General features: G+C 57.3%; 19 protein-coding genes. 8 read left to right on the top strand and 11 right to left on the bottom strand.

Annotated elements, in window-relative coordinates; all coding sequences use genetic code 11:
• Nucleotides 1–148 precede the first annotated feature (148 nt).
• Nucleotides 149–1543: a cardiolipin synthase gene (cls, locus tag A7976_RS00380; protein WP_067105672.1), complete on the bottom strand. Its 1395-nt coding sequence runs from the start codon at nt 1541–1543 to the stop codon at nt 149–151.
• A gap of 281 nt (nt 1544–1824) precedes the next feature.
• Here cls and A7976_RS00375 point away from each other — a divergent pair, with 281 nt between their 5' ends.
• The 6 genes from A7976_RS00375 (at nt 1825) to A7976_RS00355 (ending at nt 3771) form a co-directional block, all read left to right on the top strand.
• A complete protein-coding gene (locus A7976_RS00375; protein ID WP_067105670.1) occupies nt 1825–2145 on the top strand; it encodes a BON domain-containing protein in 321 nt (106 codons plus the stop codon).
• A 78-nt stretch (nt 2146–2223) separates the two neighbouring features.
• Complete coding sequence (locus tag A7976_RS15000; RefSeq protein ID WP_106403879.1) at nt 2224–2370, top strand: lmo0937 family membrane protein; 147 nt, start codon at nt 2224–2226, stop codon at nt 2368–2370.
• A gap of 104 nt (nt 2371–2474) precedes the next feature.
• Nucleotides 2475–2672: a hypothetical protein gene (locus A7976_RS00370; RefSeq protein ID WP_371440590.1), complete on the top strand. Its 198-nt coding sequence runs from the start codon at nt 2475–2477 to the stop codon at nt 2670–2672.
• 73 nt (nt 2673–2745) lie between these two features.
• The gene (locus A7976_RS00365) at nt 2746–3093 is read left to right on the top strand and encodes a YqjD family protein (RefSeq protein WP_240483751.1); all 348 of its coding nucleotides are present in this window, start codon (nt 2746–2748) and stop codon (nt 3091–3093) included.
• 10 nt (nt 3094–3103) lie between these two features.
• The gene (locus tag A7976_RS00360) at nt 3104–3496 is read left to right on the top strand and encodes a phage holin family protein (protein WP_067105664.1); all 393 of its coding nucleotides are present in this window, start codon (nt 3104–3106) and stop codon (nt 3494–3496) included.
• A complete protein-coding gene (locus A7976_RS00355; RefSeq protein WP_067105662.1) occupies nt 3493–3771 on the top strand; it encodes a YqjK-like family protein in 279 nt (92 codons plus the stop codon). The genes A7976_RS00360 and A7976_RS00355 overlap by 4 nt, the downstream gene beginning before the upstream one ends.
• A gap of 10 nt (nt 3772–3781) precedes the next feature.
• Here A7976_RS00355 and A7976_RS00350 read toward each other — a convergent pair whose 3' ends face one another.
• From A7976_RS00350 to tsaE, 6 genes are all read right to left on the bottom strand, one after another.
• Entirely contained in the window at nt 3782–4489 is a 708-nt protein-coding gene (locus A7976_RS00350; protein WP_067105660.1) for a Crp/Fnr family transcriptional regulator, read from the bottom strand.
• A 112-nt stretch (nt 4490–4601) separates the two neighbouring features.
• Entirely contained in the window at nt 4602–5129 is a 528-nt protein-coding gene (locus A7976_RS00345) for a PAS domain-containing protein (protein WP_067105658.1), read from the bottom strand.
• A 73-nt stretch (nt 5130–5202) separates the two neighbouring features.
• A complete protein-coding gene (locus A7976_RS00340; protein WP_067105657.1) occupies nt 5203–7344 on the bottom strand; it encodes a bifunctional diguanylate cyclase/phosphodiesterase in 2142 nt (713 codons plus the stop codon).
• A gap of 126 nt (nt 7345–7470) precedes the next feature.
• Complete coding sequence (locus tag A7976_RS00335; RefSeq protein ID WP_067105655.1) at nt 7471–8205, bottom strand: Crp/Fnr family transcriptional regulator; 735 nt, start codon at nt 8203–8205, stop codon at nt 7471–7473.
• A gap of 279 nt (nt 8206–8484) precedes the next feature.
• On the bottom strand, nt 8485–9810 hold the full coding sequence (locus A7976_RS00325; protein ID WP_067105652.1) for an N-acetylmuramoyl-L-alanine amidase: 1326 nt from the start codon (nt 9808–9810) through the stop codon (nt 8485–8487).
• Nucleotides 9792–10262: a tRNA (adenosine(37)-N6)-threonylcarbamoyltransferase complex ATPase subunit type 1 TsaE gene (gene tsaE, locus A7976_RS00320; RefSeq protein ID WP_067107165.1), complete on the bottom strand. Its 471-nt coding sequence runs from the start codon at nt 10260–10262 to the stop codon at nt 9792–9794. The genes A7976_RS00325 and tsaE overlap by 19 nt, the downstream gene beginning before the upstream one ends.
• Here tsaE and queG point away from each other — a divergent pair.
• On the top strand, nt 10251–11321 hold the full coding sequence (gene queG / locus A7976_RS00315) for a tRNA epoxyqueuosine(34) reductase QueG (RefSeq protein ID WP_067105650.1): 1071 nt from the start codon (nt 10251–10253) through the stop codon (nt 11319–11321). The genes tsaE and queG overlap by 12 nt on opposite strands.
• Before the next feature lie 147 nt (nt 11322–11468).
• A complete protein-coding gene (gene chrA / locus A7976_RS00310) occupies nt 11469–12800 on the top strand; it encodes a chromate efflux transporter (RefSeq protein ID WP_067105648.1) in 1332 nt (443 codons plus the stop codon).
• Nucleotides 12801–12804: 4 nt separating this feature from the next.
• Here the strand turns inward: chrA and A7976_RS00305 are convergent, their stop codons facing one another.
• From A7976_RS00305 to A7976_RS00290, 4 genes are read right to left on the bottom strand one after another with little or no spacing between them, the layout of a single operon-like run.
• Entirely contained in the window at nt 12805–13101 is a 297-nt protein-coding gene (locus A7976_RS00305) for a DUF3240 family protein (protein WP_067105646.1), read from the bottom strand.
• 7 nt (nt 13102–13108) lie between these two features.
• Nucleotides 13109–16171, bottom strand: coding sequence for an efflux RND transporter permease subunit (locus A7976_RS00300; RefSeq protein ID WP_067105644.1), 3063 nt, complete (start codon nt 16169–16171; stop codon nt 13109–13111).
• A 4-nt stretch (nt 16172–16175) separates the two neighbouring features.
• Nucleotides 16176–17279: an efflux RND transporter periplasmic adaptor subunit gene (locus A7976_RS00295; RefSeq protein WP_240483750.1), complete on the bottom strand. Its 1104-nt coding sequence runs from the start codon at nt 17277–17279 to the stop codon at nt 16176–16178.
• Entirely contained in the window at nt 17276–18472 is a 1197-nt protein-coding gene (locus A7976_RS00290) for a TolC family protein (protein WP_067105642.1), read from the bottom strand. Before A7976_RS00290 ends, A7976_RS00295 begins: the two co-directional genes overlap by 4 nt.
• Nucleotides 18473–18569 lie beyond the last annotated feature (97 nt).

The raw sequence follows: 18569 nt of genomic DNA, 5'->3' as shown, positions 1-18569 counted from the left end.
AGATAATCTGCTTCCCTACTCCACATTTTCTGTGGATAACGCTGTGGGACATCTGGGGATTGGATCGCTAACTGGATGACTGGGCACGGCAATTCAATGCTGCGCAACAAATGAGCCGGAAACAGTCAGCGACCCAAGGACGATAAAATTACAACCATCGCGACCACACCCGCGCAGCCTGTTCCATGATGCGGGCGGCAAGCGAGCGTTTTCGCCATGCTTCCAGCGTAATCAGCCTGGAAGATGCGATATCTTTCTCGAACATGGCCTGCATTTGCGCGCCGAATTCCTGCCCGAGCAACACAGCGTTGACTTCGTGGTTGTTGGTAAAACTACGCCAGTCGAGGTTGGTGGAGCCGATGGTAGACCAGACGCCGTCGATGAGGGCAGTTTTGGCATGCAGCAACGCATCTTGCCGCTCATAGATTTTTACGCCGGCGCTCAGCATTTCATCGTAGTAGGAGCGCGAAGCATAAAACACCAGCGCCGAATCCGTTTTTCCGGGCAATAGCAGCCGCACGTCCACGCCGCGCTGCACGGCTTCTTTCAGTGCGGCAAGTAACTGCGGATCGGGGACGAAATAGGCATTGGTCAGAAAAATCTGGGTTTCGGCGCTGTTGATGGCGGAGAGCAAGGTGACATATATCTGGCTATATGTCTCTTCGGGCGAGCTGCCGATGGCGCGCACGATTTCCTTGCCCGGGCTGCCGGTGTCAGGAAAATAATCCAGGGTTGCCAGGGGAGCGCCGACCTGATTGTTCCAGGCCTCCATGAACAGTTTCTGGAATTCGCCGACCACCGGCCCCGCTAGCCGCAGATGGGTATCGCGCCAAGGCTGGGTGCCATCGGAATTTTTGGACCCGCCGAACGACCCGCTGGAGTAGACGCTACTGATATTGATGCCGCCGACAAAAGCGACCTGTCCATCCACGATGAGCAGTTTGCGGTGATCGCGTCGATTAACCTGCCACCCCTTGCGTGTCATGAGGGGATTGACGGGGTTGAATTCCAGCACGTTTATCCCGCTCTCCCTCATGGGGGCAAAGAATGTCTCGGGCGTAGCAAGCGACCCCACGCTGTCATATATCAGGTTGACCTGTACTCCGCTCTGTTGCTTGGCGATCAAAAGCGCAGAAAAACGTTGTCCGATTTCATCGTCCTCGATGATGTAGGTTTCCATGTTGATATGGTCGTGTGCGCCCTCGATGGCGGCGAACATTGCGTCGTATGTGGCTGGGCCATCAATCAGCAACTCTACTTTGTTGCCCGTTACCAGCGGGCTGCCGACTATTTCCGATTCCAGCGCCAGATGCTTGTCGAAAATATTGGTTTCATCGCCATGCTTTTCGAGTCTGGCGAGTATCGCCTTGCTCTGCTCGGCAGTCAGTGGGCCTTGCTCGCCTTCGAGTCGCACCGGGCGCGACGGCTGCATCGCCATATCCGGCACCATGATGGGAATCGAGCTGCAGCCCGCGAGCAACATCAGGCAAAGAGCAACTGCCGGTTTTGCGATACCCGCATGCTCGATTCTGTTAGTCATCATCAGTCCTTTCACGACTAGCCGGCAAGCCAGACTAGGGCGGCAATATCCGGAACGTCTGTACGATAGCGTACACACCTTCCGAGTATCAGTATACGGGTCGAATTTCTCTTTGTAGTTGCAGGGAATACACGAAAAAAGCCTGCTTTTGTACGCTAGCACACAGAACATTTCTGAAATGAAGCGGAAGATGGCTTTTAATGCACGGCCTCTGCAGCGAAGGCCTCAGCGATTGCAGCCCGGCATCACCTCGTTGCCATTGGAATTGAATTGGAGCATACGCCATGAAATATCTTAAATACATTTCAGCCATTTTCCTGGCCTTCACGTTGGTATCCACGCTGGGTTGCGAATCGACCTCCGAAAGGCGAAGCGCAGGTGAGTACATGGATGACAGCGTTGTCACGGCAAAGGTGAAAAAGGCGATATTCGATGAACCCACGCTGAAGTCTTCTGAAATTAATGTTGAAACCTACAACGGTGTGGTGCAGCTGAGCGGCTTCGTCAGTTCGAAGGACGATATTCGCACAGCGGTCGAAGTCGCACGCGGCGTAAAGGGCGTGACATCCGTCAAGAATGACATGCGAGTCAAACCGGGGAATTAAATCTGCGGAAATGTGGTCTTTACTAGAGTAGTGCTTTGCAAGCCGCTACTGAACAGACTCTTATCAGGAGTCCAGAACATGCTTGAAACCATTATTGTCGTATTACTCCTCCTGTGGGTGCTGGGGCTGGTTTCCTCGTACACCATGGGAGGATTCATACACCTGCTTCTGATCATCGCCCTTATAGCGATAGTGCTTCGCGTCATTCAAGGTCGCCGCTTGTAGCTATATCCTTTTGTTTGCTCGAGGCACTGAGGGTTTATCCGAAGTTAGAGATTGCAAATATGAATTCTCTCTAGATTGGAAAAAATGCGATGAGCGCACTCAAAATGTTGGGAATTGCACTGATCGTGCTCGGAGCACTTGGTTTGGTGTACGGAAGTTTCACCTACACCAAGGAGACGCATGATGCAAAGCTGGGCCCGATAGAGTTGTCTGTGAAGGACAAGGAGACCGTCAACATCCCTGTCTGGGCAGGCGTAGGGGCAATCGTGGCGGGAGCCGCCTTGCTTTTTGTACGCAAGTAGGAAAACTTCCATCCCGCAGATAGATACCCGTTTTTTAGTTAATCACCGTGTAATGAAATGATAGGAACTCACCATGAACACATCAGACTCAACACCGGAGAGCAACATGGAAAACTCACCCAACGATTTCACAAAAGAACAATTGATGGCCGATTTCAAAGTCGTGGTCGAGGATGCGGAAGAATTGCTGAAAGCGACTGCCGGTCAGGGCGGAGACAAGCTGGCTGAAGTACGCGCCAAAACGGAAGAGTCACTCAGACGAGCGAAAGTGCGGATAGCAGAAGCGCAAGCGGCATTGCTGGCAAAAACCAGGGAGGCGGCCAAGGCCACCGACGTTTATGTACACGACAATCCATGGGAAGCCGTAGGGGTCGCCGCCGCAGCCGGATTTATCGTCGGCTGGATGGTCGGCCGCCGCTAATCGCATTTCCATGGCCGAGAATCCTCGCGGCACGGGCAAGGGTCTGTTCCATTCCGTAGCAGTACTCGCAACGACGCTGGTTGCCATCGCCCATAACCGACTCGATCTGTTATCGACAGATATCGAGGAATATCGGGCGCATTTATTGTCGCTGCTGCTGTGGTCCCTGACCGCCCTTTTCTGCCTGGCAGTCGGCATATTGCTGGCAATCATATTGCTCGTGGTCGCGTTCTGGGACACGCATCGCCTGTGGGTGCTGTGCACGCTGACCGGACTCTTTCTCGTCGGCGGCGCAGTGATATTCTGGTTTTCGCTGCACAAGGCGAAAACCATGCCCCGACTGTTTGAAACTAGCCTGCTGGAATTACTCAAGGACCGGCAGCAGCTTGATCGCCGACCATGAACGCCAGACTGACCCGGCTGGCTGAACGACGCGAACGGTTGATTGCGCAGGCTGCGGCGCAACGGACGACGCTGGGACAAAACTACGAATCCTTCCGCAAGCCTTTGATGCTGGCCGACAAGGGTGTATCCACCGTGCGGTATCTCAAGAGCCATCCGTTCTGGATAGGAGTGATTGTCTTCGCCTTCACTGTCTTGCGACCGGGCCGCCTCACTGAAAAATTACGTCGAGGCTGGTTCATATGGCAGATCGTGCTCAGGCTTTTCGGCAGATAACGTCCGTTACTCACGCCGGGCACTGAAGGATGCGGTCGTAGGTTTCCTTGTCAGCGCGGTAACATGGGCAAGAAGCCTGTTCCAGCCCCTGAATGTCATCAATTCTGATATCCCCCCTGCTGTAGCTGATCAGCTTTTTCCTGTGCAGGGAGCCGGCCGCCTTGGTGACGCCGACACGCCGAACACCGAGCATCTGGGCGAGCAGTTCATGAGTGACATGAAAACTGTCCGAATGCGCCCTATCCCGCAGCATCAAAAGCAGGCGGGCGAGGCGTTCTTCTATCAAATGAAAACGATTACATGCCGATGATTGCACGAGCTGGCTGAACGATACATAGAGATAGCGTTTCACTTCCCGCTTCAGGGCCGGACTTTGCTCCAGTTCGCCGATAAACGATGGCACCGCCATGCGCAATGCCGAGCCGGCCTTTTGCACTTGGGCGCGAAATTGCGCGACATCGACGCCCAATACAAGCGTCACCCCCAGCATGCCTTCATTGCCCACCAGCCCGATTTCCAGATTGCTCTCGCCATCCAGGGGCTTCACCAGCGAAATGACACCGCCAGTGGGGAAATATACATATTTCATGCGGTCGCCGGGGTGGCTGAGTACATCGGCGATTGTAAGCTCCACCAAGTCGCAATTCGCCAGCAGATGCAGGCGCGCTGCATTGGGGAGCGAGGCCAACAAATAGTTCGAGTCCGAACCGGATTGCATGGGGTGTTCCGTACACTCTCCTGCTGTGTTCAAGGGAGGATTGCTACGCTAATGAAGAGGCAAAATATCGCAGAAGTATTTTTCCTTCTGTACGCCAACACACGTAAATCAGCTAGACCGGGATCGCGGGGTGACGCATGTAGATAGCGACATAATTATTGACGATGCCGTCCGTGTCTTTCACCGCACTGATAGTGAGATGTTCCGAGTGGACTTCGCCATTCTTGCGCTTGTTCCAGATTTCACCTTCCCAGCTTCCAGAGCGGCTGATACTCGCCCACATCTCGGCAAAAAAATTCGCATCATGACGCCCTGATTGAAACAGTCGAGAACTACGGCCGACCACCTCTTCAGCGGCGTAACCGGTGGTAGTACTGAGTTCCTGATTTATTCGCAGGATCATGCCATTTGCATCGGTGACCATCATGCCCTGCCTTGACTCAAAGGCCATAGCGGCAATACGGGCCTGCCGCAACTCCTCGCCCTGCAGTTCCAGCTGCACTTTGTGCACCAGGAGTTCATGCATAAGCAATTCGGCCGGCTTGGCCGCTGCTTCTTCCGGAGCGATATCAGCAACCAGCGCTTCTGCATTCCTTCGAAGCGATTTGCGCCTTTCCATCCCGACCCACTTCTGCTTCATGCTGCCACCTCCTTCGATTGCTTCGGTGCTGGATATACACCATATTCGATTTCGATGCTGTGCTTGCGGGGTATCAGGCACTTAAGGAAGAGTTCCCGATCGTCGATCTTGCGGTCGATTGCAAAAGTCTTTCGGGCGCATCGGCTGCCAGCAGCTTGGCAAACTGCGATGCGACAAGCGGGCGGCTGAAAACATAACCCTGCCCCTCGTCACAATGCGCCCCTCGCAGAAATGCCAGTTGCTCTTGGTTTTCCACACCCTCCGCCACCACCTGCAGATGAAGGTTGTTCCCCATGCCTATCACTGCGCCGACGATAAGTCCGTCGTGGGCAGCCGAACCAATGTCATGCACGAATGACCGATCTATCTTCAGGGCATCGATCGGAAATCGTTGCAGATAACCCAGGCTGGAATAGCCGGTTCCAAAATCGTCCACCGCCAACCTTACGCCTATTTTCTTGAGATCCTGAAGTATCGAGGTACTGGATTCGGCATCGCGCATCAAGACGCTTTCAGTGATTTCCAGTTGCAAGGAGTCCGCCCCCAATCCGGTGTCGCTCAGGATGTCGCGTACTCCCTCGACAAAATTGGCTTTCCGGAATTCCAGCGCGGAAATATTGACGGCAATGGATCCGGACATCAATCCTGCGTCCAGCCACTGCTTGGCTTGCGTGCAGGCCTCACGCAAAACCCAACGGCCAATCGGCACGATCAAGCCGCAATCCTCCGCAATCGACACGAATTTTTCGGGAGGGATCATGCCCCACTCCGAGTGCTTCCAGCGCAACAAGGCTTCGGCGCCGGTAATCATGGCAGTATCCAGGTTGACCTTGGGCTGGTAATGCAGGAGAAACTCTCCCTTTTCCAGTGCAAACCGCAAATGGGCTTCGATGATTTGCCGCGCGACGGCACGCGTATTCATCTCGCTGCTAAAGAACTGGAAGTTGTTGCGCCCTTTTTCCTTGGCGTGATACATCGCCGTATCCGCATTCTTGATCAGCGTTTCCGCATTCTGTCCGTCCTCGGGATAAACACTGATACCGATGCTGGCGGTGATATGCAATTCGTGCTTGTCCACATGATGCGGCAAAGCCAATTCGGCGAGTATCTTGTCGGCAGTCAACGCAGCCTCCTCGCCATATTTGCCGCCTGTCAGCAATATGACGAATTCGTCGCCGCCTTGTCGACTGACAGTATCGGAGTTCCGTACACAAGCGCTCAGGCGCCGGGTCACCGATTGTAATAGCTTGTCGCCGGCCTCGTGGCCCAGCGAGTCATTGATGTGCTTGAACTTGTCCAGATCGAGGAACAACACGGCAAGTTGCGTACCGCCGCGCTGCGCCAATGTAATCGCCTGCGTGATGCGGTCATTCAGCAAGAGGCGATTCGGCAAATCGGTCAAAAAGTCGTGATGCGCCAGATGGGCTAATTTCTTGCTCATCGAGACGGCCTGGGTGGCATCGTGAAACACAATCACCGCACCGGTCAGCTTCCCGTTCCAATCGTGAATAGGAGAAACGGCATCTTCGATGACGACTTCGATGCCATCCCGTCGAATCAGCACCATACCCGCATCAAGCGCCTTGGGTTTGTCGTGTTTAAGCACCAGATCGACCGGGTTTTGCTCTTGCTCGCGCGTAGCGCCATTGATGATCTGGAACACTCTGCCAATCGGGAGTCCGTTAGCCTCCGCCCTCGACCATCCGGTCATGTTTTCTGCCGCGATGTTCAGATAGTCGACATTGCCGAAAGTATCGGTACAAATCACGGCATCGCCTATCGAGTTGAGCGCTATTTCGGCCCTTGCCCTCTCCTTGAATAACGATTCTTCAATCGCCTTGCGCTGGATGATGTTCCGCAATACTTGCGGCACAAGATTGCTGACGAAATATCCTTTCGTCAATGAACCTTGCGCGCCACGCCGCATGGCTTCTGCCGCCAGCGCCTTCCCCTTGTACCCTGTATTCAGCGTCAGGATGGGGATATCGCGCGCAGCGGCGAATAATTGATCGAAAGTTGAAATTCCCTGACTATCCGGCAACATCAAATCCACGACGATGGTATCGATGCCACCCGCGCGCAGACATTTAAGACCGGTAGAAAGACGCCGAACCCACTTGATTTCGAACAGCTCCCCTTTTGCCGCGCCGAGAATTCCTTTAAGGATGCTTGCGTCGGTGGAGTCGTCCGTGATCACGAGAATTCGGTTCAGCATCGTCCATATTCTCCGTGTGCATATCAGGACAGTCTGTGTCCCAGCGCACATACAATGAAAAATCCCCGACGCTGGAAGTTTGGATATGAGTGAGATGCGGTTTCCAGTGTGTTCTGGCGTATCTGACTAACCGGCCGTGAAAGTGGAATGAGGAATAGCCGGAAGCAGTCGATCAAACTCCATCTTGACCACCTGATAGCACTCGCAGGTCCTCTGTTCCAGGCCTGGCCGGTCCAGCACGGTGATGTGGCCTCGGCTGTAATTGATCAATCCAGCCTTATGCAGATTTCCCGCGGCTTCCGTCACGCCCTCGCGACGCACGCCCAACATATTGGCGATCAATTCCTGCGTCATGATCAATTCATTTCCGGGAAGCCGGTCGAGGCTCATCAATAACCAGCGGCAGAGTTGCTGATCCACGGAATGATGGCGATTGCATACCGCCGTCTGTGCCATCTGGGTAATCAGCGCCTGGGTATAACGAAGCAGCAGGCGAAGCAGCAGACCATTCCGGTTGAATTCCTGCTGCAGCACGGCCCCTGGCAAACGCCAGGCATAGCCCGCACTCTGCACTACCGCACGATTTGATGTGGTATCGCCGCCCATGAACAGCGAAATACCCAGTATTCCTTCATTGCCGACAACGGCGATTTCAGCCGATGCGCCATTTTCCATCACATAAAGCAGCGAAATAATGCATGTCGTTGGGAAATATGCGTACTGCAATCGCATGGCAGGCTCATACAGGACTTCGCCGAGGGGCATCGGTACTAGTTTGAGATGGGAACACAGGCGCTGGTAATCCTCCGCAGGAAGTGCTGCAAGAAGGTGGTTCTGCTGCAGGGCATGAGACTCAGGCATTTGAGCTTACCCCTTCGTAAGGCGGAACACATGAAGTGTCCATTTCACCCTCGCGGCAAGTGCGTTAACACAAGCGATGGCTGCACCTGTGACCACTTGCCAAGAAGCGGGAGATGGCGAATTTCCATCAATCCCTTGAAGAAAAACAGGATATTGAATAGAGAACCAAGGATTACATGATCACATTCGTTTGCCAAGTATTCAATCGGCAAAAAAGCAATCATAAAGATTGCTTTTTATTGCCCAGCCGATGACGGCAAGATGCAACGACCAAAATGCTTACTGCATCGCCATCCGCGACTTCGCCAGCGGCGGGTTTGCAGCAAAATAGCGCTTGATGCCGGAAAGCACGGCATCAGCCATTTTGGTTTGATAGGCCTCGTCGTTGAGACGGCGCTCTTCTTCGGGATTGCTGATGAAGGCCGTTTCGACAAGGATGGAGGGAATATCCGGGGATTTAAGCACGGCAAATCCGGCCTGCTCCACGGCAGGCTTGTGCAGCGTATTGATTTCACCCAGATGGCCGAGCACAGCCTTGGCGAGTTTCAGGCTGTCGTTGATCGTCGCGGTCTGCGACAGATCCAGCAGGGTCTTGGCAAGATAGGGATCCTTCACGTCCAGACGGACGCCACCGATGAGGTCGGATTCGTTTTCCTTTTTGGCGAGATACCTTGCCATGGCGCTGGTGGCCCCTCGTTCGGAGAGCGCGAATACCGAAGAACCGCGCGCCTCAGGCTTGACGAAAGCATCGGCATGGATGGAAACGAAAAGATCGGCCTGAAGCTTGCGCGCCTTGATGACGCGGCCATGCAGCGGGATAAAGTAATCGCCGTCGCGAGTTAGCACGCCGCGCATGTTGGGTTCGGCATCTATCATCGCTTTCAGTTTTTTGGCGATGGCAAGCGTGACGTCTTTCTCATGCGTGCCGTTGGCGCCGCGCGCACCCGGGTCTTCGCCGCCGTGGCCGGCATCGATGGCCACGGTAATCAGGCGCACCACTTCACCCGCGGCGGGTGTTTTATCGCCCATGGATTTAGGCAGCGCCTGTTCCGGCGGCTGGGATATCGTGGGGATTTCTGCTATTGCGACTTCGACGGCTTTTTCCGGCGGCACGTAACCGCCCGGCTCCGTAGAGGGAGATGCCGCTTCAACAGGGTTTTCGCGATCCTGCAGCATCGCCATCAAGGGATCCTGCGGCGGATAAACATCCAGCACCAAGCGATGCTTGTATTCGCCGGCAGGCGGCAGGGAGAACAGCGAAGGCTTGACTTCGGACTTGAGATCGACAACCAGACGCACGACCCCCGGTTTGAAATTGGCGACGCGGACCTGCCTGATGTAGGGATCGCTGGAAAGAATCTTGTCCGAGACGGCCTTGAGGGCCGCGCCTAGCTCCACGTTTTCCAGATCCAGCACCAGCCGGTCCGGGTCCTTCAGTGTCATGATCTTGTGGGAGATGGGTTGCGAGGATTCGAGGGTAATACGGGTGTAATCGGCGGCAGGCCAGACGCGAGCCGCGGTAACGGAAATACCCGCAGCTTCGGCAACTATGCCGAGACCGAGCAGCCATACAAAAGCCAGCAATTTCATAGGGCGTTCAAGCATTTTTCCCCCAGCTCCGTTCTGGCTGTCAGTGTCGCCGTGCGTCCCGCCCCGCTTGGTTCCAGAGCAATTTCCATATCAGCGGGAGGCAGTAAATCGCCAGCCTTTTCCGGCCATTCGATCAAGCATACGGATTGTGCATTGAAGTAATCGCGGAAGCCTGCGGCTTCCCATTCCTCCGGATCCACAAATCTGTATAAATCAAAGTGATACAAGTATAATCCAGAAATTACATAAGGTTCAACCAGTGTATAGGTAGGGCTTTTCACCTTGCCCTCGTACCCCAGCCCCCGCAGCAGACCACGCACCAGCGTGGTTTTTCCGGCGCCCAGGTTGCCCTGCAGCCAGATTGCCAGCCCGCCATGCAGAGCCTCAGCCAGCCGTGCGCCCAGCGCCATCGTAGCGGCTTCGTCGGACAGGTTTAGTGTTATATGATCAGGATTATGCAGGGACATCTTTCATACGATCCGCAACAGCTTGCCGCCGACATCAAGGCTTGGGGCAAAGCACTCGGTTTCCAACATATCGGCATTACCGATACCGACTTGAGTACGGCTGAGCCGCGCTACCGGGAGTGGTTGGAACAGGGGTTTCATGGCGCCATGGATTATATGGCAAAACACGGCAGCAAACGCACGCGACCAGGCGAACTGGTACCGGGCACGGTGCGCGTGATCTCGGTGCGCATGGACTATCGGCCACCTGAAGCGCGGGATAGCTGGGAAGTCATGGAGAATGCCGATCAGGCATTCATCTCCCGCTACGCCCTTGGACGCGACTATCACAAGGTATTGCGCACACGGCTCCAGCAGTTATGCGATCACATCGCCAGTGAGATCGGCGAATTCGGTTATCGCGCTTTCACCGACAGCGCGCCCGTGCTTGAGGTCCAACTCGCCGAAAAAGCCGGGCTGGGCTGGCGCGGCAAGCATACGTTGCTGCTTTCGCGCGAGGCGGGGTCATGGTTCTTCCTCGGCGAAATCTATACCGATCTGCCGTTGCCCGTCGATACGCCTGGCAAGAACCATTGCGGTACCTGCCAGGCCTGTATCGACATTTGCCCGACCAAGGCCATCGTTGCGCCCTATTCCGTCGATGCGCGGCGCTGCATTTCCTACCTGACCATCGAACTCAAGGAGAGCATTCCCGAAGAGCTGCGTCCGCTGATCGGTAACCGCGTCTACGGCTGTGACGACTGTCAGCTAGTATGCCCGTGGAACCGCTTCGCACAATTGACGGGCGAAGCCGATTTTCAGGTCCGCCATGGGCTGGACGACGTGACGCTGGTTGAACTGTTCGGCTGGGAAGAAGAGGATTTCCGCACGAAAATGGCCGGCAGCGCGATTTACCGCATCGGCCATGAGCAATGGCTGCGCAACATCGCCGTAGGGCTGGGCAATGCGCCGACCACACCAGAGGTGATAGCCGCCCTGCAGAAACGCGCCGACCATCCCTCTCCGCTCATACGCGAGCACGTGGCCTGGGCGCTAGCCCGGCACGGAGTTATTGGCTAGCGCCAATTACAACGGCCATTTTGTCGGCTTCCTATCGACAATATCGGCTCACGCATCGCGACGCGGCATGCGTAACCGTTTTTGGCATTAAAAAGCGCAAAAACTGCGTATGATTCCGAATCATTACAGACTCCGATCAAGACAAATATGCACACGGCCGCCCCGCAGCCCGTCACTTTCGCCGCCGCCTTCCGCTACTGGCTGAAACTCGGCTTTATCAGCTTCGGCGGCCCGGCCGGGCAGATCGCAATCATGCATCAGGAACTCGTCGAGCAGAAGCGCTGGATTTCCGAGCGGCGTTTCCTGCATGCGCTCAACTACTGCATGCTGCTGCCGGGACCGGAGGCGCAGCAGCTCGCGATATACATCGGCTGGCTGATGCATCGTACCTGGGGCGGCATCGTTGCCGGCACGCTATTCGTGCTGCCCAGCCTTTTCATTCTTGCCCTCCTTACCTGGCTTTATCTTGTCTACGGCCACATTCCCGCAGTTGCCGGCATACTTTATGGCATCAAGCCGGCGGTAACTGCACTGGTGGTGTTCGCAGCCTGGCGCATCGGGACGCGTACCCTAAAGAATAGCCTGCTCGGGTCGATTTCCGTAGCGGCTTTTCTCGCTATCGCGGTGCTCAAGCTGCCATTTCCGTTGATCATTCTGGCGGCCGCCATCATCGGCGTCATGGGCGGCAAGCTTGCGCCGGAAAAGTTTTCCGCGAGCGGCGGGCACGGCAAGACCGAAAAACATTACGGCCCGGCCTTGATCGATGACGATACACCGACGCCTGCGCATGCACGTTTTTCCCGAATCCGCGTGCTCAAGATACTCGCTATCGGACTGGCGCTATGGCTCATCGCCATGGGGCTGTTGCTCGTTACAGCAGGCTGGCAATCCACGCTGACGCAGATGGGCTGGTTCTTCACCAAGGCAGCGCTGCTGACCTTTGGCGGTGCTTACGCGGTGCTGCCCTATGTGTATCAGGGTGCCGTCGAGCACTACCACTGGCTCACCGCGCCGCAGATGATAGATGGGCTGGCGCTGGGCGAAACCACGCCGGGACCGCTAATCATGGTGGTGGCATTCGTCGGCTTCGTCGGCGGCTGGACGCATGCGCTGTTCGGAACGGATTCGCTGCTGCTGGCGGGCTTCGTGGCTGCAACGGTCGCGACCTTTTTCACGTTCCTGCCCTCTTTCGTGTTCATCCTGCTCGGCGGCCCGCTGGTGGAAACCACGCATGGCGATCTCAAGTTCACCGCGCCGCTCACCGCGATCACCGCGGCTGTGGTCGGCGTCATCTTCAACCTGGCAGTATTCTTCGGCTATCACGTACTGTGGCCGCAAGGGCTGGAAGGCCAGTTCGAATGGATGTCGGCAGTCATCGGCCTGCTCGCGTTGACCGCGCTGTTCCGTTTCAAGACCGGCGTAATTCCCGTGATCGCCGCCTGCGGCATGGCCGGGCTTGCTTATCAATTGATTCTGTAACGGCTCATATTCGTCCGCCTTCGATCACCGGCGTCAGGAGATAATGCAGTCCGGCGCCGGCATAATGCTCGCGTAAGTGCCGGATCATGTCAGCGGCCATCGCTGCATCTGTCTGCACCAGGAATTGCACGCGCCGCTGCCGGCCGGCAACCTGCTCAAGCAAGGTCATGCCTGATTCGCGCTCGCCATGCCCGAATATTTCCGCGGTGCTGAAGCCGTGGATGCGCTCTTCTTCGAGCAGCCAGTCCACCAACGCTTCTTCCAGCGCCGGCGGCGCGAAGATCGTCAACAGGCATTCCATACGCACCTTATCTTTCCGCGCCGAACCGGCGATACAAAATGGGCAGCAGAATCAGCGTCAGCAGCGTAGACGACACTAGGCCGCCAATCACCACAATGGCGAGCGGACGCTGAATCTCCGACCCCGGCCCGCTAGCGAACAGCAGCGGAACCAGGCCGAACGCCGCAATGCTGGCGGTCATCAGCACCGGGCGCAAACGCCGCTTTGCGCCTTCGACGACGATCTCCGCCATCGCCATGCCCTGTGCTGCCAACTGATTGAAATAAGACACCATGACCACGCCGTTGAGCACCGCAATACCGAGCAGCGCAATGAATCCGACCGACGCCGGCACCGAGAGGTATTCGCCCGATAGCCACAGCGCGAATACCCCGCCGACCATGGCGAACGGAATATTGGAAAGGATCAACACCGATTGTCGTACCGAGCGGAAAGTCGCAAACAGCAGCAGGAAAATCAAGCCGAGCGCAATCGGCACCACCACTGCCAGGCGCGCCGCGGAGCGCTGCTGATTTTCGAATTGCCCGCCCCACTGGATGCTGTAGCCTTCCGGCATCCTGAGCTCCTGCTGTACCTTGCTGCGCGCCTCATCGACGAAGCTTACGAGATCGCGGCCGCGCACGTTGGACACCACAACCACCATGCGCGCGCCCTTTTCGCGATCCACCTTGACCGGCCCCTCGACCCGTTCGAGCTTTGCCACAGCGGAAAGCGGAACATTGGTGCCATTGGGCAACGTCAGCATAATGCTGGCGAAATCGGCTGACGATGTGCGCAGCGTTTCCGAACCGCGCAGCAGCACGGGCGTGCGTCGCTGGCCCTCCTGCACAACGCCGACCTGCTTGCCTTCAAGATGGGTGCGCAGTGCCGACTCAACCTGCGTGATATCGAATCCCATGCGCCCTGCCGCCAGGCGGTCGATATCGACGCGCAGATATTGCACGCCGCTGTTCTGGGGCGTATAGACATCTTCGGCGCCCGGGATGGATTTCAGCACAGTCACCACCTGCTGCGCCATCGCGTCGAGCTGGTGCAGGTCGCTGCCAAAAATCTTGACTGCCAGATCGCCGCGCACGCCAAGGATCATCTCGTTCACGCGCATTTCAATCGGCTGGGTGAATGCGTAAGCCATGCCGGGCATGTCGTCCAGCACCTTGCGGATTTCGTCGATGATTTGCCCCTTGTCCGGGGAGCGCCATTCCTCGCGCGGCTTCAGCACCAGAAAGCTGTCGGTCTGGTTGAGCCCCATCGGGTCAAGACCGAGTTCGTCCGAGCCTGCGCGCGCCACCACGCCCTTCACCTCCGGCACGCCGGCCAGCACGGCCCGCTGCGCGGCAAGATCGAGCTCCGCGCTCTTTTCGAGATTGATGGAAGGCAGCTTTTCTAGCTGCATGATGATGTCGCCTTCGTCCATTACCGGCATGAATGTCTTGCCGATTTGAAGATAAACGAACGCGGTTGCCACCAGGGCCGCCACCGCCATCGCCACGACGAGCCCCGTGCGCTTGAGCGACCAATTAAGCGCCGGCGCATAAAGTTTGAGCGCCTTGCGGACCAGCCAGGGCTCTTCGTGATTCACCTTTCCAAGCAGGAAAGAAGCCAGCACCGGGATGACTGTCAGCGACAACAGCAGCGAGGCGGACAGCGCGAACACGATAGTCAGCGCCACCGGGCCGAACAACTTGCCTTCCAGCCCCTGCAAAGTAAGGAGCGGCAGAAACACGGTAATGATGATGAGGATGCCGGACGTGACCGGAACACTGACCTCTTTTACCGCGCGGTAAACAAGATGCAGACGCGGCAGCCTGGATTTTTCACCGTGTGCGAGATGCGACACGATGTTCTCCACCACGACCACCGCCGCATCGACCAGCATGCCGATGGCGATGGACAAGCCGCCCAGGCTCATCAGGTTGGCCGACATGTTGAAGCGCCCCATCAGGATGAAAGTCACCAGCGCCGCCAACGGCAGCGCCAGCGCGACGGTAAGCGCGGCCCGCAGGTTGCCGAGGAAGAGTACCAGCAGAATCACCACCAGCACGATCGCCTCGATCAGCGCCTTGCTCACGGTGCCGACAGCGCGTTCAACGAGACTGCCGCGGTCGTAGAACACCTGGACAGTGACACCCTTGGGCAAGGACGGCTGGATTTCCGCAAGGCGGGCGCGCACGCCGTTTACTACCTCCTGGGCATTCGCGCCGCGCAGACCCAGCACCAGGCCTTCAACAGTTTCGCCCTTGCCGTCGCGAGTCACCGCTCCATAACGCGTCAATGCGCCAAAGCGGACTTGCGCAACATCGTTGACGCGCACCGGCATGCCTTGCTCGCTCTTGATCACACTGCCGCGCACATCATCCAGTGTCTGAAAGCGCCCTTCGACGCGTACCAGCAGCGACTCCTCGCCGTCCCCGAGCCGCCCTGCGCCGTCGTTGTGATTATTCAGCCGAAGCGCCTGCTCCAACGCGTCCAGGGTCACGCCACGCGCATACATGCGTGCGTTGTCCGGCACCACTTCAAAAGTACGCACGAGCCCGCCCAGCGCATTGACGTCCGCCACGCCTGGCACCGTGCGCAGCTGCGGACGTATCACCCAGTCAAGCAGGCTGCGGCGCTCCTCCAGCGAGAGCTTGTCGCCTTCCACCGTAAACATGAACATTTCGCCCAGCGGCGTGGTCATGGGCGCAATTCCGCCGCTCACATCCGACGGCAGGCTTTCCCAGATGCCGGTCAATCGCTCCGCAACCTGCTGGCGTGCCCAGTAGATGTCGGTGCCATCCTCGAAATCCACGGTGATATCGGTCAGGCCGTATTTGGCGACCGAGCGCAACATCGTTTGGTGCGGCAACCCCAGCATTTCGACTTCAATCGGTGCCGTGATGCGCGCCTCGACTTCTTCCGGTGTCATGCCGGGCGCTTTGACGATGATCTTGACCTGCGTGGACGAAACGTCGGGAAAGGCGTCGATGGGCAGTTTCTTGAAGGCATAGCCTCCGGCGCCGATCAGCAACGCCGTCAGCACGAGCACCAGCAGGCGCTGCGTCAGCGCGAATTGAATCAATCTCGAAAGCATGGAATTACTCGCCTCCAGAACCGACCCAGGCGGCCTTGATCGCGACCGTACCGCTCACGGCCACGCTTTCCGACCTTTGCAAAGCGCCTGCGACGATAAGTTTGTCGGCCTGCTCGGAAAGCACGGAAACTTTCTGCGGGATAAAGCCCCTGGCGGTCTGGACAAAGACAAAGCTCTCCGCGCCATTGCGTACCACCGCATTGCGCGGCACGGTAAATTGAGCCCCCTTGCCCTCTCGCCCGATCAGTTCGGCCTCAACGAATTGCCCGGGCGACAGCCGTTCGGAATTGCGCGTGATTTCTGCACGGATATGCATGGTCTGGTCATTCTTATTGATGTTGCGGATAACGGCGATGATCCTGCCTTCGGCCTCGTATTTGGGAATGCGTACCGACATCCCCTTGGTTACCGACGAAAGCGTTTCGATGGGGGCATGAATTTCCAGCCACAATGGATTGAGATGGCCGATCCTGAGCAAAGGCATGGCGGGGTCAACGCGCTGACCGGCGGTCACCATGGATTCCAGAATTTCACCGGCAATCGGCGCACTGATCGTCAGCCCGCTGCTGAATTCCTGGCGACTTTCCAGCCGCGCGATGGCGCTCTCGCCCATGCCTGCCAGCTTCAGTGTCTGCCTGCGATGCAAAAGCTGAACCGCGAGTTCTTCCTGGTTGCTTTTCGCCGCCAGATACCGGCGTTCGGCAATGATGCCGTCCTTGTAAAGTTCGGCATCCCGATCTGCCGTATTCCTGGCGAGGCGGCTTTGCGTCAGCGCCTGCAAATAATCCCGCTGCAATCCGATCAGTTCAGGGCTGCTGATATGCGCCAGCGCCTGGCCTTTGTTGACGAACTGCCCAGGCGCCACATATAGCGCATCGATCAATCCCGGCTGTGATGTACTGACCACGCGTTCCTGTCCGACCGGCACGACGATTTCGCCCGGCAAGCGATGGCTGGCCAGGCCGGAGGAAACGCCAAGCGGCGCCACGGCGACCCCCATCGCCCGCTGCTGGGCTGGCGTCATCGGAATCACCTCGGCGGCCAATGCCGGCGCCATGGTTGCACCCGCGAGCAGCAAAGCGGATAAAAGTTTTTTAATGTTGTTCAAGGCAAGACTCCTGCGGCCTGATTAAAACGGGCGATATCCCATTTGAGCTGTATCTGGCGATTGCCTAGCGCTCGCTCGGCTTCATAAGCCTGCGCCTGGACGCGCATCAGATGCACCAGGTCGGTCTCGCCCAGTTCGAAGGCCTTGCGTGCCAGACGCAGGCTTTCCTGCGCCAGGCGATGCTGCTCTTCAACAATGACGAGTTCCGACCGGGTGACTTCCAGATTATGTTCGGCTTCATGCATCGCGGTGAGCAATGCCAGTCGGCGCTGTTCATGGTTGCTCATCGCCTGCGCCAGCCCCATTTCGGCCTTTGCCAGCATGGGCGCAGAGCGCACCTCAGCCGACAGCGGAATGCGCACCGCCACGCCGATGCTGCTGTCGTATTCGGTGTCGAAAGCGCCGCGCTCATGGCGGGCGTTGAGCAGAAGTTGGGGGTTTTCGCGCTTTTCCACGCGGGTAAGATTGCGTTCTTCCTGAGCCAACGCAATCTGACGCGCCGAGACAGCCAACAATGGATGGCTGTCGTCGGGCCGCGTTTCTCCGGCAAGCGGCTCTTCGACGAAGACTGGCGTGTGCTTGAGCCCGGTCAGCATCCAGTAGCGATGCTCCGCATGCTTGAGTTCCGCCTGGGCGCGCAAATGCGCCGTTTGCGCTTGCAGGGTTTCACTCTGCGCCAGCATCACATCGGTTTTGGCGAGCTCACCGGCCTGATGGCGGCGCAACACGTCATGCTCCAGCGCCTGCGCGCTTTTTACACGCGCGGCGGCAAGATCGACGGCGTTGACGTTCATCGCGACATCCCACAGGGCATCGCGCAATTGCCCTGCAGTTTCCAGCAGCAGGCTGGTACGGCCTGCATCCAACCCGCCCTGCGCCTCTCTTGCCACGGCTTCGCGTGCCGCACGTTGCCCGGGCAGCCACACAGGAAGCTCCAGCCCGGCCTCCCATTCGCGCAGATTGCGGCCACTGCCGATCACATCGTTCTGATGGCGCATGTTGATAGCAGGTGCGCCCGGCAAGGCCGCAAGCGCATGCCGGGCGCGCGCCTCAGCATCCACGCTACCCGCCTGCAACAGCGGCTGCTGGGGGTTGCGCTCAAAGGCCGTAAGCAAGACGCCGCCGAGCGTGAGTGCGGTATCGATCTGCAAGCGCTCCAGTTCCCCTTCCTCGGCACCTGCAGACAATGGCATCGACAAGCAAAATATAGATATCAGCAAGCTCAGCTTGAGACGTATTGGAAAAACGGAGTTCGAAGTCATGGCCGAACTCTATCCAACGAAGCTTAAG

The organism is Methylobacillus sp. MM3, assembly GCF_001645185.1.
GTDB lineage: Bacteria > Pseudomonadota > Gammaproteobacteria > Burkholderiales > Methylophilaceae > MM2.
Note: the sequence above shows the minus strand (reverse complement) of the source record. Positions and strands in the feature narration are given on the sequence as shown.

Coding starts and splice junctions, on each gene's coding strand:
- cls (WP_067105672.1), bottom strand. CDS start 1,543: ATGATGACTAACAGAATCGAGCATGCGGGTATCGCAAAACCGGCAGTT.
- A7976_RS00375 (WP_067105670.1), top strand. CDS start 1,825: ATGAAATATCTTAAATACATTTCAGCCATTTTCCTGGCCTTCACGTTG.
- A7976_RS15000 (WP_106403879.1), top strand. CDS start 2,224: ATGCTTGAAACCATTATTGTCGTATTACTCCTCCTGTGGGTGCTGGGG.
- A7976_RS00370 (WP_371440590.1), top strand. CDS start 2,475: ATGTTGGGAATTGCACTGATCGTGCTCGGAGCACTTGGTTTGGTGTAC.
- A7976_RS00365 (WP_240483751.1), top strand. CDS start 2,746: ATGAACACATCAGACTCAACACCGGAGAGCAACATGGAAAACTCACCC.
- A7976_RS00360 (WP_067105664.1), top strand. CDS start 3,104: ATGGCCGAGAATCCTCGCGGCACGGGCAAGGGTCTGTTCCATTCCGTA.
- A7976_RS00355 (WP_067105662.1), top strand. CDS start 3,493: ATGAACGCCAGACTGACCCGGCTGGCTGAACGACGCGAACGGTTGATT.
- A7976_RS00350 (WP_067105660.1), bottom strand. CDS start 4,489: ATGCAATCCGGTTCGGACTCGAACTATTTGTTGGCCTCGCTCCCCAAT.
- A7976_RS00345 (WP_067105658.1), bottom strand. CDS start 5,129: ATGAAGCAGAAGTGGGTCGGGATGGAAAGGCGCAAATCGCTTCGAAGG.
- A7976_RS00340 (WP_067105657.1), bottom strand. CDS start 7,344: ATGCTGAACCGAATTCTCGTGATCACGGACGACTCCACCGACGCAAGC.
- A7976_RS00335 (WP_067105655.1), bottom strand. CDS start 8,205: ATGCCTGAGTCTCATGCCCTGCAGCAGAACCACCTTCTTGCAGCACTT.
- A7976_RS00325 (WP_067105652.1), bottom strand. CDS start 9,810: ATGCTTGAACGCCCTATGAAATTGCTGGCTTTTGTATGGCTGCTCGGT.
- queG (WP_067105650.1), top strand. CDS start 10,251: ATGCAGGGACATCTTTCATACGATCCGCAACAGCTTGCCGCCGACATC.
- tsaE (WP_067107165.1), bottom strand. CDS start 10,262: ATGTCCCTGCATAATCCTGATCATATAACACTAAACCTGTCCGACGAA.
- chrA (WP_067105648.1), top strand. CDS start 11,469: ATGCACACGGCCGCCCCGCAGCCCGTCACTTTCGCCGCCGCCTTCCGC.
- A7976_RS00305 (WP_067105646.1), bottom strand. CDS start 13,101: ATGGAATGCCTGTTGACGATCTTCGCGCCGCCGGCGCTGGAAGAAGCG.
- A7976_RS00300 (WP_067105644.1), bottom strand. CDS start 16,171: ATGCTTTCGAGATTGATTCAATTCGCGCTGACGCAGCGCCTGCTGGTG.
- A7976_RS00290 (WP_067105642.1), bottom strand. CDS start 18,472: ATGCCATTGTCTGCAGGTGCCGAGGAAGGGGAACTGGAGCGCTTGCAG.